The 18,251-nt window shown below is 43.4% G+C and carries 9 protein-coding genes, 10 tRNA genes and 4 pseudogenes; 18 read left to right on the plus strand and 5 right to left on the minus strand.

The annotated features are described in order from the left end of the window. Positions 1-19 precede the first annotated feature (19 nt). The 18 genes from GGR02_RS16315 to GGR02_RS16400 all read left to right on the plus strand — a co-directional run bounded on the left by GGR02_RS16315 (position 20) and on the right by GGR02_RS16400 (position 10,634). Positions 20-94, plus strand: a tRNA-Asn gene (locus tag GGR02_RS16315). A gap of 1 nt (position 95) precedes the next feature. Beyond that, a tRNA-Thr gene (locus GGR02_RS16320) sits at positions 96-168 on the plus strand. A 15-nt stretch (positions 169-183) separates the two neighbouring features. After that, a tRNA-Glu gene (locus tag GGR02_RS16325) sits at positions 184-255 on the plus strand. 14 nt (positions 256-269) lie between these two features. Beyond that, a tRNA-Val gene (locus GGR02_RS16330) sits at positions 270-345 on the plus strand. A 271-nt stretch (positions 346-616) separates the two neighbouring features. Then, positions 617-692 (plus strand) — tRNA-Thr (locus tag GGR02_RS16335). An 8-nt stretch (positions 693-700) separates the two neighbouring features. Then, a tRNA-Tyr gene (locus tag GGR02_RS16340) sits at positions 701-785 on the plus strand. A 279-nt stretch (positions 786-1,064) separates the two neighbouring features. Next, positions 1,065-1,139: transfer RNA gene (locus GGR02_RS16345), tRNA-Gln, on the plus strand. Between the two features lie 147 nt (positions 1,140-1,286). Then, positions 1,287-1,359: transfer RNA gene (locus GGR02_RS16350), tRNA-Lys, on the plus strand. A gap of 6 nt (positions 1,360-1,365) precedes the next feature. Continuing rightward, a tRNA-Gly gene (locus tag GGR02_RS16355) sits at positions 1,366-1,440 on the plus strand. Positions 1,441-1,452: 12 nt separating this feature from the next. Further along, positions 1,453-1,525 (plus strand) — tRNA-Ala (locus GGR02_RS16360). 145 nt (positions 1,526-1,670) lie between these two features. Then, positions 1,671-2,573 (plus strand): arginase, encoded by a 903-nt coding sequence (gene rocF / locus GGR02_RS16365; RefSeq protein WP_183186019.1) that lies wholly within the window; start codon positions 1,671-1,673, stop codon positions 2,571-2,573. 134 nt (positions 2,574-2,707) lie between these two features. Next, positions 2,708-3,271: an RNA polymerase sigma factor SigW gene (sigW, locus tag GGR02_RS16370; protein WP_183186020.1), complete on the plus strand. Its 564-nt coding sequence runs from the start codon at positions 2,708-2,710 to the stop codon at positions 3,269-3,271. Between the two features lie 12 nt (positions 3,272-3,283). Continuing rightward, entirely contained in the window at positions 3,284-3,886 is a 603-nt protein-coding gene (locus GGR02_RS16375; protein WP_183186021.1) for an anti-sigma factor family protein, read from the plus strand. Between the two features lie 99 nt (positions 3,887-3,985). After that, positions 3,986-4,807, plus strand: a complete 822-nt coding sequence (gene cdaA / locus GGR02_RS16380) for a diadenylate cyclase CdaA (protein WP_183186022.1) — start codon at positions 3,986-3,988, stop codon at positions 4,805-4,807. Beyond that, the gene (locus GGR02_RS16385; RefSeq protein WP_229706263.1) at positions 4,800-6,047 is read left to right on the plus strand and encodes a CdaR family protein; all 1,248 of its coding nucleotides are present in this window, start codon (positions 4,800-4,802) and stop codon (positions 6,045-6,047) included. The genes cdaA and GGR02_RS16385 overlap by 8 nt, the downstream gene beginning before the upstream one ends. Before the next feature lie 21 nt (positions 6,048-6,068). After that, positions 6,069-7,412, plus strand: a complete 1,344-nt coding sequence (gene glmM, locus GGR02_RS16390; protein WP_183186023.1) for a phosphoglucosamine mutase — start codon at positions 6,069-6,071, stop codon at positions 7,410-7,412. Positions 7,413-7,804: 392 nt separating this feature from the next. Further along, positions 7,805-9,607 carry a glutamine--fructose-6-phosphate transaminase (isomerizing) gene (gene glmS / locus GGR02_RS16395; RefSeq protein ID WP_183186024.1) on the plus strand — a complete coding sequence of 601 codons (1,803 nt, stop codon included), beginning with the start codon at positions 7,805-7,807 and terminating at the stop codon, positions 9,605-9,607. A 379-nt stretch (positions 9,608-9,986) separates the two neighbouring features. Beyond that, positions 9,987-10,634 carry a Type 1 glutamine amidotransferase-like domain-containing protein gene (locus tag GGR02_RS16400; protein ID WP_183186025.1) on the plus strand — a complete coding sequence of 216 codons (648 nt, stop codon included), beginning with the start codon at positions 9,987-9,989 and terminating at the stop codon, positions 10,632-10,634. Positions 10,635-10,904: 270 nt separating this feature from the next. Here GGR02_RS16400 and GGR02_RS16405 read toward each other — a convergent pair. From GGR02_RS16405 to GGR02_RS16420, 5 genes and pseudogenes are all read right to left on the minus strand, one after another. Further along, a pseudogene (locus GGR02_RS16405) lies at positions 10,905-11,605 on the minus strand (ISL3 family transposase); the annotation flags it as partial. A gap of 205 nt (positions 11,606-11,810) precedes the next feature. Beyond that, a pseudogene (locus GGR02_RS16410) lies at positions 11,811-12,610 on the minus strand (ExeA family protein). Then, positions 12,603-13,592, minus strand: a pseudogene (locus tag GGR02_RS16415) (IS481 family transposase); the annotation flags it as partial. The pseudogenes GGR02_RS16410 and GGR02_RS16415, both read right to left, overlap by 8 nt. 56 nt (positions 13,593-13,648) lie before the next feature. Continuing rightward, positions 13,649-14,210, minus strand: a pseudogene (locus tag GGR02_RS17325) (DUF6431 domain-containing protein). A 656-nt stretch (positions 14,211-14,866) separates the two neighbouring features. Then, positions 14,867-18,169: an RHS repeat-associated core domain-containing protein gene (locus tag GGR02_RS16420; protein WP_183186026.1), complete on the minus strand. Its 3,303-nt coding sequence runs from the start codon at positions 18,167-18,169 to the stop codon at positions 14,867-14,869. Positions 18,170-18,251: the final 82 nt, after the last annotated feature.

Below are 18,251 nucleotides of genomic sequence, written 5' to 3' on the forward strand. Positions count from 1 at the left end.
TATATTTTTAAAAGAGCATTCCGCAATAGCTCAGCGGTAGAGCAACCGGCTGTTAACCGGTAGGTCGTAGGTTCGAATCCTACTTGCGGAGCCATGCTTCCATAGCTCAGTAGGTAGAGCACTTCCATGGTAAGGAAGAGGTCACCGGTTCAAGCCCGGTTGGAAGCTTACATTTACTACGATGGCCCGTTGGTCAAGTGGTTAAGACACCGCCCTTTCACGGCGGTAACACGGGTTCGAATCCCGTACGGGTCACTTTCTTTTTGTTCGGAGGATTAGCTCAGCTGGGAGAGCACTTGCCTTACAAGCAAGGGGTCGGCGGTTCGATCCCGTCATCCTCCACCATCATTATGAGCAAAGTTTCAGTGAATATACTAAGTGTTGCCTCGACGCATCCGGCTTCCTCGAATTAGCTGGCAGAGGAGGAGGCACATAAAGCATGTAATTAGTACGGATAGTCTAACTTAGTATGCCGGCTTAGCTCAATTGGTAGAGACGAGCGACGCATCGATGAATTTACTACGAGTTGCCTCGACGCATCCGACTTCCTTGAATTAACTAGCAGAGGAAGAGGCACATAGGGCATATAATTGGTACGAAGAGTTTAATTTAATGTGCCGGCTTAGCTCAATTGGTAGAGCAACTGACTTGTAATCAGTAGGTTGCGGGTTCAAGTCCTGCAGCCGGCACCATTTTCGATGGAGGGGTAGCGAAGCGGCCAAACGCGGCGGACTGTAAATCCGCTCCCTGTGGGTTCGGCGGTTCGAATCCGTCCCCCTCCACCATCCATATATAAGGCGAAGGAAAATGTTATTTCATTTAGTTGCGTATTGAAATAACTTTTTTATTTTTTACAGTATGATTGCTATTAGACGTGGAAGAATAACAGTCGACGATGAAATTATCTCAATTTATGTTGTGTTATTTTGTTGTCTAATCAATGCTCAATTATTTCCCGAATTTCCTGAGTAGAAATTTGTTTCTTAAGTGATTTGCGAAATATCGTCTTGCGTTGTTATTTCATGAAGTTAGTTCGGTGATGCTAATCCATGATGTTTTATCAATGGGCTATAGCCAAGCGGTAAGGCAACGGACTTTGACTCCGTGATGCGCTGGTTCGAATCCAGCTAGCCCAGCCACTTATATATAAAATGAGCCATTAGCTCAGTAACGAGCAATACTTCTTCAAATTTGCTGCGAGTTGTCCCGACGCATCTGGCATCTTGAATGTGCTAGCAGAGGAAGGGACAGGTAGAGTAAGGTTGAATAGAATTTTTTGATTGCATGAGCCATTAGCTCAGTAGGTAGAGCATCTGACTTTTAATCAGAGGGTCGGAGGTTCGAGTCCTCCATGGCTCACTGTTTGCGGAAGTAGTTCAGTGGTAGAACACCACCTTGCCAAGGTGGGGGTCGCGGGTTCGAGTCCCGTCTTCCGCTCCAATGAAATAGTTTGGGGCCTTAGCTCAGCTGGGAGAGCGCCTGCTTTGCACGCAGGAGGTCATCGGTTCGATCCCGATAGGCTCCATCGACCCTTAAATCAAACGATTTAAGGGTTTTTTTGTTTTTGATCTTTATGAAATGCGAATAAATATTCAGAAATGTGTCGAGTTGAGTCAGCCTTTGTTCTTCCGCTACAATAGAGAAAGGATAAGGGGAAGGAGAGAGACAGCATGAAGAAAATATCGATTATTGGTGTTCCGATGGATTTAGGACAAACGCGACGTGGAGTAGATATGGGGCCAAGCGCTATTCGCTATGCGGGAGTTGTCGAGAGACTTGAACGACTTCAGTATGAAATTGAAGATTTAGGCGATATTGCAATTGGCAAAGCAGAACGGATTGATGACGAAGGGGTACGGCTAAATTTACGGAATTTGAAAGCGGTTGCTGAGGCGAATGAAAAGTTAGCGCAAACAGTCGATGAGGTGATTCATAAAGGCAATTTTCCGCTTGTGCTAGGCGGCGACCATAGCATTGCTATTGGTACATTAGCGGGAGTCGCGAAACATTACAAAAACCTTGGGGTGATTTGGTACGATGCCCACGGGGATTTGAACACAGCGGAAACATCGCCTTCAGGAAATATTCACGGCATGCCGTTAGCAGCGAGCCTTGGATTAGGGCATCCTGCGTTGACGCAAATTGGCGGATATAGCCCGAAAGTAAAGCCGGAAAACATTGTACTCATCGGCGCGCGGGCGCTCGATGAAGGCGAAAAGCAGCTGATTCGGGAAAAAGGCATTAAAGTATACACCATGCATGAAATTGACCGTCTCGGCATGACAAGAGTAATGGAAGAAACGATTGCTTACTTAAAAGAGCGAACAGATGGGGTGCATTTATCGTTGGACTTAGACGGGCTTGATCCTCACGATGCCCCTGGTGTAGGAACGCCAGTTATCGGCGGACTTACGTATCGTGAGAGCCATTTGGCAATGGAAATGTTGGCGGAAGCGCAGCTAATTACTTCTGCAGAGTTTGTCGAAGTCAATCCGATTTTAGACGAGCGAAATAAAACAGCTTCTGTTGCCGTAGCATTAATGGGCTCGCTTTTTGGCGAAAAATTAGTCTAACTTTCTATCCAGCAGGCGGAAATTCGTCTGCTGTTTTTTTTGTAAACATGATAAAATAAAATGTTGAGAATGAAACTTTTCCGGCTACGAAACGTATACAATAATAGCCGCAATGAGCGGGGGTATTGTGAATTATGGACTTGTTTGTAAAGAAACGAATTAAAGCGATTCAAAAAGGCGATCAAAATGCGTATGCGGAAATTGTCGAGCTTTACAAAGAGAAAGTGTATCGAATTTGTTACCGCATGCTCGGTAATCGCCATGAGGCAGAAGACGCGGCACAAGAAGCGTTTATTCGCGCATACGTGAATATTGATACGTACAACCCAGCGATGAAGTTTTCCTCATGGCTATATCGAATTGCGACTAACTTGTCCATCGACAAATTGCGCAAAAAAAAGCCGGATGTGTATTTAGATGAAGAAGTAAGTGGAGCAGAAGGGCTGACGATGTATTCTCAACTTCCTGCAACCGATGTCTCTCCGGAAGATACGGTAGAAAGCTTAGAATTGCAAGAAACGGTGCAAAAAGCGATTGAAAAGCTTCCGGAAAAATATCGAAGCGTGATTGTGTTAAAATATATCGAAGATTTGTCGTTACAAGAAATAAGCGAGATTCTTGATTTACCGATCGGGACTGTGAAAACAAGAATTCACCGCGGCAGAGAAGCGTTACGAAAGCATTTAGGTCATTTATAAGAGGTGAAAAATATGAAGTGCCCGGATCATATCGTGCAGTGGATGCATGATTATTTAGATGGTGATATCGCTCCTAACGATGAGCAAGCGCTACGAGAACATTTGCAGCAATGTCCATCATGTTCTCATCATTTTAATAGTTTAAAAAAGACGGTGGCATTTATTCAGCACTGTTCGCATCTCGTCCCGTCCGCAGACTTTACAGCAAACGTTATGGCAAGGCTGCCGAAAGAAAAGAGAAGAATTCGTTTGGGGAGATGGTTAAAAAATCACCCGTTTATCGCAGCAGCATCATTGTTTTTCGTTTTAATGCTCGGTAGCCTATATACGACATGGAACCAAGAACAGCAATTTTCTGTTTCTACACGGGAGAACGTCGTTATCCAAGGCCACACCGTCATTGTGCCGAAAGGAAAAACAGTGGATGGCGACATTGTCGTGCGAAATGGAACGATTAAAATTGAAGGAAAAGTCAATGGTAACGTCACTGTCATCCATGGGCAAAAATATTTAGCTTCCGCTGGACAAGTAACTGGCGAAGTGGAAGAAATCAATGAAGCGTTTGATTGGATTTGGTATAATATAAAAAGCGCAGTAAAAGGTTTGCTGGAGTAAAAAGCCGTCTTTTTGGCGGCTCTTTTTCTGTATGTGATATAATAAAGGGGCTTTGTAAATAAAATATAGAGGAATTTGAGCGATAAAGGAAGTGTGAGAATGTCTTTTGGAGAGCTCCCGGTGTTGAGTTATGTAACAAAAGTCGTTGATATTCTTGTTGTCTGGTACGTTATTTATAAATTAATTATGGTCATCCGCGGAACGAAGGCGGTTCAGCTTTTAAAAGGAATCATTCTTATTATATTAGTAAGAATTGTAAGTAATTTTTTAGGGCTTAGTACACTACAATGGTTGATGGATCAAGCATTAACGTGGGGATTTTTAGCAATTATTATCATTTTCCAACCAGAACTAAGAAGAGCGCTTGAACAGCTAGGAAGGGGAAAACTGTTTTCCAGAAGTACCATTCCAGAAGAAGAAGAGCGGGCACAGATGGTAGAAGCGATTGTGAAGGCGACGGAATACATGGCCAAACGGCGTATCGGTGCTCTTATCTCTGTTGAGCGTGAAACGGGTATGGGAGACTACATTGAAACCGGAATTCCTTTGAATGCCCGCGTTTCATCCGAGTTGTTGATTAATATTTTTATTCCGAACACCCCGCTACACGACGGGGCAGTGATTATTCAAAAAAACCTTATTGCCGCAGCTGGATGTTATTTACCGTTATCGGAGAGTCCGTTTATTTCAAAAGAACTGGGAACACGTCATCGTGCAGCGTTAGGAATTAGTGAAGTGACAGACAGTGTAACAGTCATTGTATCAGAAGAAACGGGTGCGGTGTCAGTGACAAAAAACGGGGAGCTACATCGGGATTTAACTCCAGAACAATTTTCCGAACTACTGAAAAAGGAGCTAGTCCCAGCAACAAAGACGACTTCTTCATCCCGTTGGCAATGGAGGGGTAAGAAGCATGGATAAACTAGATAATTTAATGAATAACCATTGGTTTATGAAAATTTTTGCGCTGTTATTGGCGATTATGTTGTATATGTCCGTTAATATTGAAGGAAAAGAGTCGAAATCAGGGATTACGCGCAATTCGCTTGGGCAGACAGATGTGGAAACAGTGACGAATGTTCCTGTCGTTACGTATTATGATGAGCAGAATTTAGTGGTGTCGGGTGTCCCGAAAACAGTAAATGTGACGCTAGAAGGACCTGCAAGCATTTTGAAGCCGACGGCGTTGCAGCGGGATTTTGAAATATATGTTGATTTAGCAAACTTAGAGTTAGGGACATATACCGTTCCGCTGAAATATAAAAACATTTCCGATAAGCTCAAGGTGACGATTGAGCCGTCTACGGCGAAAGTAACCATTCAAGAAAAAGTGTCTCGCGATTTCTCTGTTGATGTTGATTTTATTCATAAAAATAAATTGGTTGACGGCTATTCTGTGGAAGAGCCGATTGTCAAACCTAGTGTCGTCACGATTACGGGAGCGAAAGATGTAGTAGAACGGATAGCATTAGTGAAGGCAAGAGTTGATCTAGATGGAGCTGTCGATACAGTGAAGCAAGAATCACGTGTGAGGGCGTACGATCGCGAAGGAAAATTGTTAGATGTAAACATTAACCCTTCTGTCGTCGAGGTGACGGTGCCAATTAAAAGCCCAAGCAAATCGGTTCCCCTAAAAATTAATCGGACAGGGACTTTAAAAGCAGGGCTAAGTATTGTTAAAATAGAAGCCGTTCCGAATGAAGTGACGATTTTCGGTCCGAAAGACAAAATTGACCCGATTGAGTTTATTGATGGCATTACGATTAATCTCGATGATATTACGAGCGATACGACGCTAGAAGTGCCAGTTCCGCTTCCAGAAGGGGTTAAAAGTGTTGATCCAGCGAAGGTGAAAATTCATATCGAAGTACAACAGGAAGAGACAAAAACGTTCTCGTCTTTGCCGATTCACGTTATCGGGTTGGGAGACAAATACAATGTGCAATTTTTAAATCCGAAAGACGGGAACATGGATGTCCAAGTATCCGGCGCTCCTAGTGTACTTAACAGCATTCGAGCAGACGACCTTCAGCTGTATGTGAATGCGAGTGAGTTAGGGGTCGGCGAGCACGATGTGGAAGTGGAAGTGAACGGTCCACAAAATATTACGTGGAAATTACCAAGCAATAAAGCAAAAATTCGAATTAGCGAGCGATCATGAAATAAAGGAGAGATTCGTGTAATGGGTAAGTATTTTGGTACCGATGGTGTACGCGGAGTAGCAAACAGTGAATTAACACCAGAGTTAGCGTTTAAAATCGGCCGCTGCGGCGGATATGTGCTTACGAAAGATAAAGAACGTCCGAAAGTGTTAATTGGGCGCGATACGCGCATTTCTGGTCATATGCTCGAAGGAGCGCTTGTCGCAGGATTGCTTTCGATTGGGGCGGAAGTCATGCGCCTCGGCGTCATTTCGACGCCAGGTGTGGCGTATTTAACCAAAGCGTTAGGAGCACAGGCTGGGATCATGATTTCTGCCTCACATAATCCAGTGCCAGATAACGGAATTAAATTTTTTGGACCGGACGGATTTAAACTATCGGATGAACAAGAGTTAGAAATTGAGGCATTGTTGGATAGCGAGGAAGATACGCTGCCGAGGCCAATTGGCAAAGATTTAGGGCAGGTAAACGACTACTTCGAAGGCGGACAAAAATATTTACAATATTTGAAACAGACAGTGGACGAAGATTTTTCAGGGCTGCGCATTGCGCTTGATTGTGCGCACGGGGCGACTTCTTCGTTGGCAACCCATCTTTTTGTGGATTTAGAGGCGGACGTATTAACAATGGGTGCTTCCCCGAATGGCATTAATATTAACGAAGGGGTTGGTTCAACACACCCTGAGGCGTTAGCTGCGTTTGTGAAGGAAAAAGGGGCAGACGTTGGCTTAGCGTTTGATGGGGATGGCGACCGGTTAATTGCGATTGATGAAAATGGGCAAATCATTGACGGTGACCAAATTATGTACATTTGCGCGAAATTTTTTAAAGAACATGGCCGCTTAAAACATCAGACAGTCGTTTCAACTGTCATGAGTAACCTCGGCTTCTACAAAGCGCTCGAGGCGCAAGGGATAAAAAGTGTGCAAACGGCCGTTGGTGACCGTTATGTCGTCGAAGAAATGAAAAAGAACGGCTACAATTTAGGCGGAGAGCAATCAGGGCATATTATTTTCCTTGATTACAATACGACAGGAGATGGGTTGTTGACAGCGCTACAGCTTGTCAACATTATGAAAGTAACGAAAAAGCCGCTTTCTGAGTTGGCGGGGGAAATGAAAAAATATCCACAAAAATTAGTGAATGTGAAAGTAACAGATAAACATGAAGCGATCGCAAATGAAGAGGTGCAACGTGTCATTCGCGAAGTAGAAGAAGAAATGGCTGGAAACGGTCGTATTCTCGTTCGTCCGTCTGGTACCGAACCGCTCGTTCGCGTGATGGCAGAAGCACCAACCGATGAACTTTGCGATCAATACGTTGAGCGAATTGCGTCTATTATACGTGAGCATTTTGGCGCATAATCATGTGTTCAGTAAACAATATGCATAAATGGAACGGTTCATTCCATTTATGCATATTTTGTTTATACAGGGGGGAAGCGATACACATTGACGTTTGCCTCTTTGTTGTTGTAAACTATTGTTGTTTGACATCTTACATGGAAGGAGGATAGTGGAAAACAAATTTTACAAAAGCGCCTGGACTAAGCTTTGGACGGGAAAAAAGCTTAGTTGACGAGGAGGAGGTTTATCGAGTGTTCGGCGGATGCCTCCCGGCTGAGGCGATGACAGCCGCAAGTTCTTTCTTAAAACAAAGAGGCGACTCTTTGCACAAAGGAAAGAACGTTCATCGCAATTAAACATTTAAAGGGGCAAGAGCCCCTTCTTGCCCCTATTATTAGGGAGGACTTGTTATGTGCGGAATCGTTGGTTATATTGGTGAACAACCATCAAAAGAAATTTTATTGTACGGATTAGAGAAATTAGAGTATCGTGGATATGACTCTGCAGGGATTGCGTTATTGAACGACACTGGTGTACATGTGTTTAAAGAAAAAGGACGAATTGCGGATTTGCGTGCGATTGTCGCAGAAGATGTAGACGCACCGCTTGGCATTGGTCATACACGTTGGGCGACACATGGCGTGCCAAACCGCGTGAATGCCCATCCACACCAAAGCGCATCTGGTCGCTTTACCCTTGTGCATAATGGTGTGATCGAAAACTACGAATTGTTAAAACGTGATTATTTAGCGCACGTGTCGTTTCAAAGTGATACAGATACAGAAGTCATTGTGCAGTTAATTGAAACGTTTGTAAACGACGGATTATCGGTAGAAGAAGCGTTTCGTAAGGCGCTTTCGCTATTGAAAGGTTCATATGCGATTGCTTTAATTGATGCAGAAAATGATGGTGTCATTTATGCGGCGAAAAATAAAAGCCCGCTTTTAGCCGGATTAGGCAAAGGGTTCAACGTTGTCGCAAGCGACGCATTAGCGATGTTGCAAGTGACGAGCCAATATGTTGAGTTGATGGATAAGGAAATGGTGATCGTTACAAAAGAAACAGTGACGATTAAAAAGTTAAATGGTGAAGTGGTAGAGCGCGCGCCATATGTGGCGGAATTGGATGCAAGCGATATTGAAAAAGGAACGTATCCACATTACATGTTAAAAGAGATTGACGAACAACCGCTTGTCATTCGCCGTTTAATTGAAAAATATCGCAACGAACAAGGCGAGCTAGCGATTGACGAAGAAATCGTGCAAGCAGTCAATGAAGCGGATCGCTTATATATCGTCGCCTGCGGTACGAGCTATCATGCTGGATTGGTCGGTAAACAATTAATGGAAAACTGGGCGAAAATCCCTGTCGAAGTGCATATCGCAAGCGAATTTTCTTACAACATGCCGCTTTTATCGGAAAAACCGTTATTTATTTATATTTCACAAAGCGGAGAAACAGCGGACAGCCGCGCGGTGCTTGTGCGCACGAAAGAGCTTGGTCATAAATCATTAACGATTACGAACGTACCAGGCTCGACATTATCGCGCGAAGCAGACTATACGCTTCTTCTTCATGCTGGACCAGAAATCGCAGTTGCATCAACGAAAGCATATACAGCACAAATTGCGGTGCTTGCCATGTTAGCTGCGGTAGCTGCTAAAGCGAAAGGAATGGCGCTAGATGTTGATGTGACGAAAGAGCTTGGCATTGTCGCCAATGCGATGGATACACTTTGCGATGCAAAACATGAAATGGAACAAATTGCGCGCGAGTATTTAGCGACAACACGCAACTGCTTCTTTATCGGTCGCGCGGTTGACTATTATGTCGTATTAGAAGGCGCATTAAAGCTAAAAGAAATTTCTTACATTCAAGCAGAAGGCTTTGCAGGTGGAGAATTGAAGCACGGCACAATCGCCTTAATTGAAAATGGCACACCAGTGATTGCTCTAGCGACACAAGAACATGTCAACTTAAGCATTCGCGGGAACGTAAAAGAAGTTGTCGCTCGCGGTGCCAATCCGTGCATCATCTCGATGAAAGGATTAGACATGGAGGACGACCGTTTCGTCATTCCAGCCGTTCATCCGATGCTCACACCGCTTGCGTCTGTCGTGCCATTGCAATTAATTGCTTACTATGCGGCATTACACCGTGGCTGCGACGTCGACAAACCGCGCAACCTCGCAAAAAGCGTGACGGTGGAGTAATGGATAAAGGGGTTTAGTGACAAAAAAGTGTTTAAAAAACACACGTTATGGAGTAAAATCGAATCAACTCCAAACGTGTGTTTTTTTATTTATGTCATCAGATAAATGTGGGGTGGGTTCATGTCTCGGATAATCAGCTATAAAGGTAAAAACCCAATTTTTACATAAAACTGGTTCATCACCACAACATGTACTTGACAAGTGATACGCTTGCCTGAACGAGAATGTTCAAAAATCATTGGTTTGCTGATTCTTCCTCACAAGCGTCAGTAGAGCGTGTTATAAAAAATCAAGTACAACTTGTGGTGAAGAGACATAATTTAGATAATTAATCAATTTTTTGTAAAAGGCGTTGGTAATGTTAATGATTAGGTACCTTTTGAGTAGATTAAATTATAATGAAGATTTTGACAAAGAACTAATAAGCTATTTAAAAAAAGATATAGTTAGTAGGGAGAGAATTGTATTTATTCCTACCACTCCTAAAAATATTTTACTTACCAAAAAATATGCTAATGAAATAATAAGGCTATTTGAAATAAATGAACTAGTATTCAAAGATGTAACAATTTTACATAGCGAAATTGAAACTACATTAATGGGGAACTTTATTAATAATGCAGATGTTATATTTTTGATGGGAGGAGATACATTATGCCAATATAAATTTCTAAAAGAAAATGATCTAATAGAACCTATTACAAATTTTAAGGGGGTGGTTATAGGACTAAGTGCAGGGGCCGTTAATATGTGTAAAAATGCAATTTTAACATCAGTTCAAGAGACTAAGGAAATAATAATTTTTGAAGGATTAAATTTAGTGGATTTTAGTATTGAGGTACATTTTGATAAAGATAGTTATGTACAAAAAAAAGATTTATTAAAAATTATTAGTGAGAATCAGATAGAGACTGTCTTTGGTTTATCTGACACTTCTGGAATTAGGGTATCAGATAAATCTATAGACTTCCTAGGTGAAAAAATTTACAAAGTAACCAAAAATAAAATTTTTAGATACTTGAGATAGGAATATTTTAGATAATTGATTCGTGAGGAGTATTTATAAAGTGGAAATTAAAGATTTTGAGGAATGGCTTATTGATTTTTAGGGTCTTCACCATTTTCTGTGATTTCCACTCAATCCCAGAAACATGTTAGCTGGATGAAATAGGCTCATCAGTCAGGATCCTTCTTCCGCATACAGACCACGAAGTTGGTAGAATGGAAACAGTCAAGTGCTTTCCTTGACGGGTTCCATTCTACCAACTATCATACCGATAGCGGAAGAAGGGAGCGCTTAAGCAGCCTGACTGCTTGTAGTGTTCCCTGTACACTCCAGAAATACACGCAAACGAAACCGTTCTAGATTTCGATAGCCATATGCCCGGCGTTTGATGTTTTTGATCTTGTGATTCGTCCCCTCGATTCGGGCATTGGTATATGGGCACAAAAGTAGGAAAGAATCGGCTCCTTCCACTTTTCAAGCGTGTTGGCTGCTTCCTGAAAAGAAGCAAAAGGGCTCTGTTTGGCTAACTGAATCCATTCTTCCAAGCGTTCCTTTGCTTCGTTATATCCATCGGTTCGGTAAAAATCCCGAAACAACTCTTTCAGATAATAAGCAATGGAAAGTACTGAATACTCCTCCAAGATATCGTCTAATCGAAGCCGTTGGTCCTTACGAAGCTTTTCACAGCCTTTTAAGAGAAGATATCGAGCCTTTTTCAATGGAGAAAATTCCTTTCTTGCTTGATCCAAATCCAAGGCTTGTGTCACTTTTTGAACCACATGGTACTTATCGATGACAATCGAAGCAGATGGAAATAGGGGGCGAACCGCCTTATGATAAGATTCCCACATGTCAAGAATCACCGTTTGGACCCTTTCTTTCGACAGGACATTCTGGCTCAACAAGTGGATGGCGGAGTCACATCGGCGATCGGCATGCATTCCCATGACCGATCCAGCTTTGGCATCCATCAATATGGTTTCATACTGATGTAAATTAGCAAATTATTTCAGAATCCTTTTTTCAAATTATTTCAGATGGATTCCGAAAGAATGCGCAAAATTTTTGCGGATTATCCTATATTTTTCACATTATTCCAGGATGTTTGCGCGCTCGTTCAGATGAAGATTTCCAGCGCGCCTGATGGACCGATGGAAAAGAGAAAACAGAAAAGAGGCCCATTCGGCCTCTTTCGTGCTAATATCCCATTTCCTCTGCGGCCATACGCACCACTTCTTCGTCGATGACATCCTTTTTCAGCTGATATCCGTATAATAAGCACGTCGTGGCCAACGTGTTGATCACCCGAGGCCATTCCCGCGACTGCAGGACCATCGCCTCTAACGCTGATGGAGTGAAAATCGGATGCTTCACCCCGGCCTGTTTCATCCGATGCTCGATGTAGCTCGCCACCTCTTCCTTCTCGAGTGGCCTCATCCGGCATCGCATGATGATCCGCTGGTCGAGAGGGCGGTGGTGATGGAGACGCAGCTTCCCCTGTAAATGGGGCAGTCCGACCAACATCAAGACAAAGGGGTTGGTTGAATCCATCTCAAAGTTGAACAAGATCGCGATGTCCTGTAAAAAGGCATCCTTCGCCAAATGCATCTCGTCCAAAATGAACACCGGCGTGATTCGTCGTTCATGATACAACCGCTCAATGGCCTGCTGGATTTGACGGAGGAGGTCTACCTTGCGGTATTTCGGTTCTTCCCCAACCCAAGGGCCAGCCCACGGTAAAAATCCATCACGCCTCCGGTGGATAAGGGAAAGTAGACCACATGATGCAAGGATGGATTCAATGACTCTTTCAGCGTCCGAAGGGCGAACGTCTTGCCCGCCCCCGGTTCTCCCATCAACAGCCCGATTCCCCTTGTTCGCTGCACGTACTCCAGCGCTCGCATCGCTTCTTGAAACGGCGCTCCTGGATACGCCTCAGACGGGTCGGTGTCTTTCGTAAATGGCTCTCGCGAGAGGGAATAAAACGTTTTATACATCCTGATCCCTCTCCTTCATCGAAACGGTCGCAAACGGAGACCGATGGCGCTTCACATAGGCATTGTCCTCCAAACGCACCCGAATGGCTTCTGCCACCTGCTTGCCGTCTTCGTACACATAGACGTCTCGTTCGTCATAATGGTCTTCGATCCACGCCACCCGTTCCACCTGGGGCTGAAACACCTCATGCGGCGTTTTTCCGGCCAGTGAGGCGTGAGGTTTTCGATGATACTCCTCTTCAAGCCATCTCCCAAAGCGCTCGTTCAGCTCTTCGAACGACTTCGGGGGATCCAGCTCCAACAGCGGGTAAAACCGCGTCTGTACGGTGCGGAAGAACCGTTCGATCTTCCCTTTGCTTTGCGGGTCATACGGCTGGGTGTGGATGAGCGTAATCCCCATCTCGGCGCACGCATACTGCAACACCTCGGATCGATAAATTTTCCCGTTGTCCTAGTAAATGCGCTTTGGCTTCCCGCAACGAAGCACCGCTTCCTTCGTGACGATCCGCAGCCCGTCAAACTTCTCCGAAGGGAAAAACTGCGCGTACGGCACAAACCGCGAGCAGTCATCGATATAGGCGATCCAAAACGTTTTCTGGGTTTTCCCGTTGACTCGAATCGTGGGTCCATGGGATCAGTCCCCTTGCCAAAGCTCATGGATCTGGTCATACGCAAAACGCTTTCGCTCCGGCATGGGCAAGATTTCTTTCCCGACAAGGTTGTGTTTTTTCAACAATCGGTATACAGTAAAGTAAGAGGTATGGTTTTTTAGGATTTCCCCCTGTTTGATCAGGTGTTCGTAGAACACCGTCACAGGCATGGTGGGATGTTCTTTTCTTAGGGCTAAAATATGATTCTCATCATCGGGCGACAGACGCCTTGAGTGGCCGCGGTTCGAACGGCGCTTCGGCTTTAAGGCGTCAAAGCCCCCTTTTTTGTATCGGGTGCACCAATCGAGGATCGTCTTGGCTGCGATTCGTCGAGAGGAAGGGTTTGTGGAAACATCAACAACTTCCTTTTTTGGTGTTCAATAGAAAATCAGGAAGCGATTTGATCCGCAAACGGATGCCATCCCTCTGTCCACAGGTCTTGGATGATCCAGTCCATCCCTCGTCCCTCCAAGGTCTGCATCCACCACACGGCTTGTTCGGTTCTTGATTTCCCTGCAGGGCCGACGATCCTCCACCTCCTCGCCGCCGTGTGATGCAAGCGGGAGAGATTCCGGAACCATCGTCGGCCATAAAACAAGATGACCTCCTTGGTAGGAAATACAACCGGTTGGGTCTTCGCTCCTCGTCTTGGTGTTTCAAGCCATCCTTTCACCGCTTGCCAGATGACGGACCGGGTATATTGAACATAGGGGAGGAGGAAAGAAGGCAGCACACTCACCGTTTGACGGCATTCCCGGCAGCGATACCGGGCGATCCAAAGGCGATTATTCCCCCTCTGCCGTCAAGGCATAGCGCTGGTAGTATCCGTGACGATGCAAGGGGTGAAGAGTTTGACAGTGGGGACACTGCTTCACGTGGGGGAAGTCATTCTCTTTCCCGCGATCGGCATACGTTTGGACATCCATGCCAAAGTCATGAAATTGGATCACGCTTCCTCCCCCTCTTGAAACGAATGAGAATCTTCATCCGAAATCATTCACAAAAAATTTAGCACATTCCTTCAGAAAAGGGGAGAGGCCTTTCTGAAAGAATGTGCAAAAAATGGCTCTTTTATTCCGAAATAAAGTGATAATTTACAAATCTCCCTCTTTCAAATCCTCGGCCTGTACCCAACCTTCACCAACTACCCAGAATGGGTGTTCACTAGCAGTTTTTATGACCTCTTTCCCTACATGAATTTCATAAACTGTAAATTAACACAAGATTTCTGAATCGGTCTGAAATAATTTGAAAAAGGAATTCTGAAATAATAGGCTAATTTACAATATTACCCACCAAAAAAGAAACCTTGAAAGGCACGAGCCAATCAAGGTTTTAGTATTAACTTTTCCATTCGTACCCTAAATCATGTATTTGAGCATCCTTATAAGTCAAACCTTTACTCTCTAAAAATGTGGTTAAATCCTGAAAATTTTCGAGACGTATTTTTTCATCCTTCCAACAGGCTTCACATTCGTCACAAATATAAATGATCAGATCCAAATTAGTTATTTTCGATTTGTAAACTAAACCATTACCATCACATCTTGGACAAACCACTTTTCCATTGAATATCTTCACATTCCCACCTCCAATAACTTTTTTCTTAAGGTTTAACCGGATACGCTGTAATTACTTCATTAGTACCAGGCTTTACAACCAATCTAACGGCAGTTTCACCATTAGTTCCAATAACTCTCCCCATAGGCACAATATATGCGCCAGGGTCATTCGGTAATGGTTGTCCTTTTCTTGCCCAAGCCTCATCCACAACTCCGAGAACTTTAGTTTTGTCTACGTTAAATACAGTATGGTTGGCTTTATTGAGATTAGGTTTAGTATGTGCTAATATATGGTTAACACGGTTTCCAAATTTCTTATCTGGCCCATATACCAATCCACCTGATGACGTCCAAGTTCCATCCTTGTTATAAGTTAGCTTCCCTAACTGAGAATTACCCGTACCCTTAGAACGTAAATTAACTCCTATATTATCTCCTGAAGCTGGTTTAGTAAGTCTAGGAGTCCCCTTCCTAGGTGTTGATTTTCTATGACCAGACGGCTTATAACCCCATGTTTGTGAATATCGCTTGGATTGTAATTTGCTTTTCCTCGTTTTCTTAACGGATACTGCAACGAATTTTTTCGCTTTCTTCATTTTCTTGCCGTATTTTACGGCTTTTATGCCCCATTTCACCGCTCCGGCACCTAGAATAAAGTTGCTGGCGATACTCGCTGCAGCCCCAGCTTTATGGTACCATTTTGATTTTGGACTTTTCAACGTCCGAATATCGTCACCGATCGCAATATTATACCCTTTCTTCGCGAACTTTTTCGTAGCCTTCCAGCCGCGCTGTAACCATTTCGGCAGGTGGCCATCCGGGTCAATATTGTTGACGGGGTCGCCGTCGGCATATAAATAACGGTTCAAGGAAGTCGGTTCGGTTTCCTCCCCTTCGTATTCGTCAGGAACAATAAAGCGGCCTGTCTTTGGATCGTAATCGCGCCAGCCCATTAAATACATATCGGAATCTGGATCGTACAATACACCGTATTTTCCAACATATCGATATGGGTTGGCTTCCGCAACCTCTAGGTTTCCGGTGATGCTGATCACGTTCCCCCACTCGTCATATTCGTAAGTGACAACAATGTTCCCTGCTGCATCCGTTAACGCAATAACGTCTCCCCGTACATTAAACTGATAGTAATATACTACATCTTTATATCGGAAGCTCAGTAGGTTTCCATCTGAATCCTTGTAGAAACTTGCAGTAGTTTCTTGCCCGCCCGCTATTTGTTTCGTAATAATGAAAATTTCGCCATTTGTGTCTCTATGATAATGATAGTGTGTATGGCCAACTGTTTTGGATAGACGGTTGCCATCTTGGTCGTACTCGTAAATGATATTTTTGACCACATTGCCATCTACCGTAGTGCGAATGCTGATGAGCTGGTCGTCGCTATTGTACCCGTAATCAATAACGGTTTTCTTTGTGCCTTCCACTGTGATTGCCTTCGCCAGCATTCCATTAGGGTGGAACGTATAGTCGGTTGTACGGATTAACGCCCCAGTTTGATCGTTATAATCTTTTCTTTGCTTAATCCGATTTCCTGTCATATACGTATATTCTGATTTTAGTTTCCCAGTTGTTAAATTCTCGACCTTTACAATATTACCGTTAGAATCATACGTATATTTCAACTTTGTACCGTTTGTTTCTACTGTTTCCAGATAGCCGTTTGGAGCATACGTATACTTTTTCTTAACCTGCCCCTTTTCGGTGACTTGTGCAATTTGTTCCGTATCCGTATATCCGTATTGGTAATCAATCACTGTTGCGCCGTTAATGTTAACACCCTTGATTGTAGAGACTTTCGACCCACCATTGTAAGTAAAAGCAGTTGTAATCCCCGGTGCCGTTACTTTTGCAAGCGAATCATCTACATAGTATTCATACATAATTGTATCAAAATTCGGGGTGGTGATTTCTTTTGTTCGATCGTCATTATCATACACAACGGTGGTGGTCCCAAGTGCACTTTGGAATGTCTCCGTATTATTTTTATCATCAAAGCGATTAACCGTAGTGGTTGCAGTATGGGTTATTGATTCCTGAATTAGGCGGTTATTTCCATCATACACCGATACGGTTTCACTATTAAAGTAGCCATCACCGTCTGGATCATACTCAATTGGAACTTGGACCGTTTGATCATATGTCCATGTATTGGTGACATTTCCATTGTTATCGTAATAATATCTGTTTTCCGTGATTTTTCCATCGACAATCGCTGTTTCCTTAACAACGCGCCCCAGCTCATCGTACGAATACGTAATTTCTTTTGACGTAACTGACGTTTCACTGGATTTTTCAGTTATGGTTTTCTTGTTTACCTGCCCTAAATCATCATATTGGTAATCAGTGATCTGGTATTTTGTTTCATTTTTTTCACTGTCGACAATCTTTACTATTTCCTTTTTAATTTGTCCTTCGTCGTCATACTGCCACTCTGTTTCCCCGCCGGTCGAGTCAACCTGTTTTAATTTATCTCCAACGGCATTATAAGTATAAGTAGTCTTTTTGCCCTCGGAATCCACTACTTGTAACAAGTTGCCATTCATATCATAAATGTTATAGGTAGCACCTTGTTTATCTATCGATATAGCCAAGTTTCCTACCCCGTCGTATAATGCCCACGTTTCAACCGGAGGCGAGGATGATTCTTTTGAATAAATACTTTCATTGTTTCGATTATACTGGTATTCAGTAACGACGCCTGTACCACTAATAACTTTTACTTCATTGCCTAAAGCATCGTATTTCGTTTTTTCCACAATCGAATTCGGGTTACCAGAGGCATCCGTAAAAGAAATTAGTCTGTTTAACTCGTCATAAGTGTAGAAAGTAGTACCTTTTTTATACAATGTATCCGTTACAGAATCGTATGCCCAGTCTTCTTCTTTATATTTATTGTCATTCGCATCGTAATACATAATGCGCTGATTCCCTAATGGGTCTACTGTTCTCGCCAATCTTCCCGCCTTGTCGTAAATACTTTGAGATACATGGCCGTTTCCATCTTTCTCCGCTACCTTTTGTCCAAGCTCATTGTATTCAAAGACCTCTGTAATGATTACTGTTTCCGGTGGGAGCGGTGCTTGTCCCTCATATCTTACTTTAGTTACCTGAGGATGTTTAATAAGTGTTAACCGATTCGCCTCATCATAGCTATATTCCACAACTTGATTTAATGGATTGATAACTTTGATAAGGTTTCCGTTCCGGTCATACTTATTCTCTGTCTTCTTCCCTAATCGATCAATAGACTCAATTAATTTTCTGTCTCCATCGTATTTGAAGTAAGCCGTTTGATTTAATGCATTTGTTTCCGCAGTAAGCGTCAAACTCTTCCCACCTAGTTTTGCCCCTATATCCATGTCATAATTTCTTTAGAAATCTTTATTAAAGGAGTTTTGATATGGATAA

This window comes from Anoxybacteroides voinovskiense (genome assembly GCF_014196205.1).
GTDB lineage: Bacteria > Bacillota > Bacilli > Bacillales > Anoxybacillaceae > Anoxybacteroides > Anoxybacteroides voinovskiense.

What these genes read in the sequence shown, in the direction of transcription:
- rocF (WP_183186019.1), top strand. Translation starts at nt 1,671, where the DNA reads ATGAAGAAAATATCGATTATTGGTGTTCCGATGGATTTAGGACAAACG.
- sigW (WP_183186020.1), top strand. Translation starts at nt 2,708, where the DNA reads ATGGACTTGTTTGTAAAGAAACGAATTAAAGCGATTCAAAAAGGCGAT.
- GGR02_RS16375 (WP_183186021.1), top strand. Translation starts at nt 3,284, where the DNA reads ATGAAGTGCCCGGATCATATCGTGCAGTGGATGCATGATTATTTAGAT.
- cdaA (WP_183186022.1), top strand. Translation starts at nt 3,986, where the DNA reads ATGTCTTTTGGAGAGCTCCCGGTGTTGAGTTATGTAACAAAAGTCGTT.
- GGR02_RS16385 (WP_229706263.1), top strand. Translation starts at nt 4,800, where the DNA reads ATGGATAAACTAGATAATTTAATGAATAACCATTGGTTTATGAAAATT.
- glmM (WP_183186023.1), top strand. Translation starts at nt 6,069, where the DNA reads ATGGGTAAGTATTTTGGTACCGATGGTGTACGCGGAGTAGCAAACAGT.
- glmS (WP_183186024.1), top strand. Translation starts at nt 7,805, where the DNA reads ATGTGCGGAATCGTTGGTTATATTGGTGAACAACCATCAAAAGAAATT.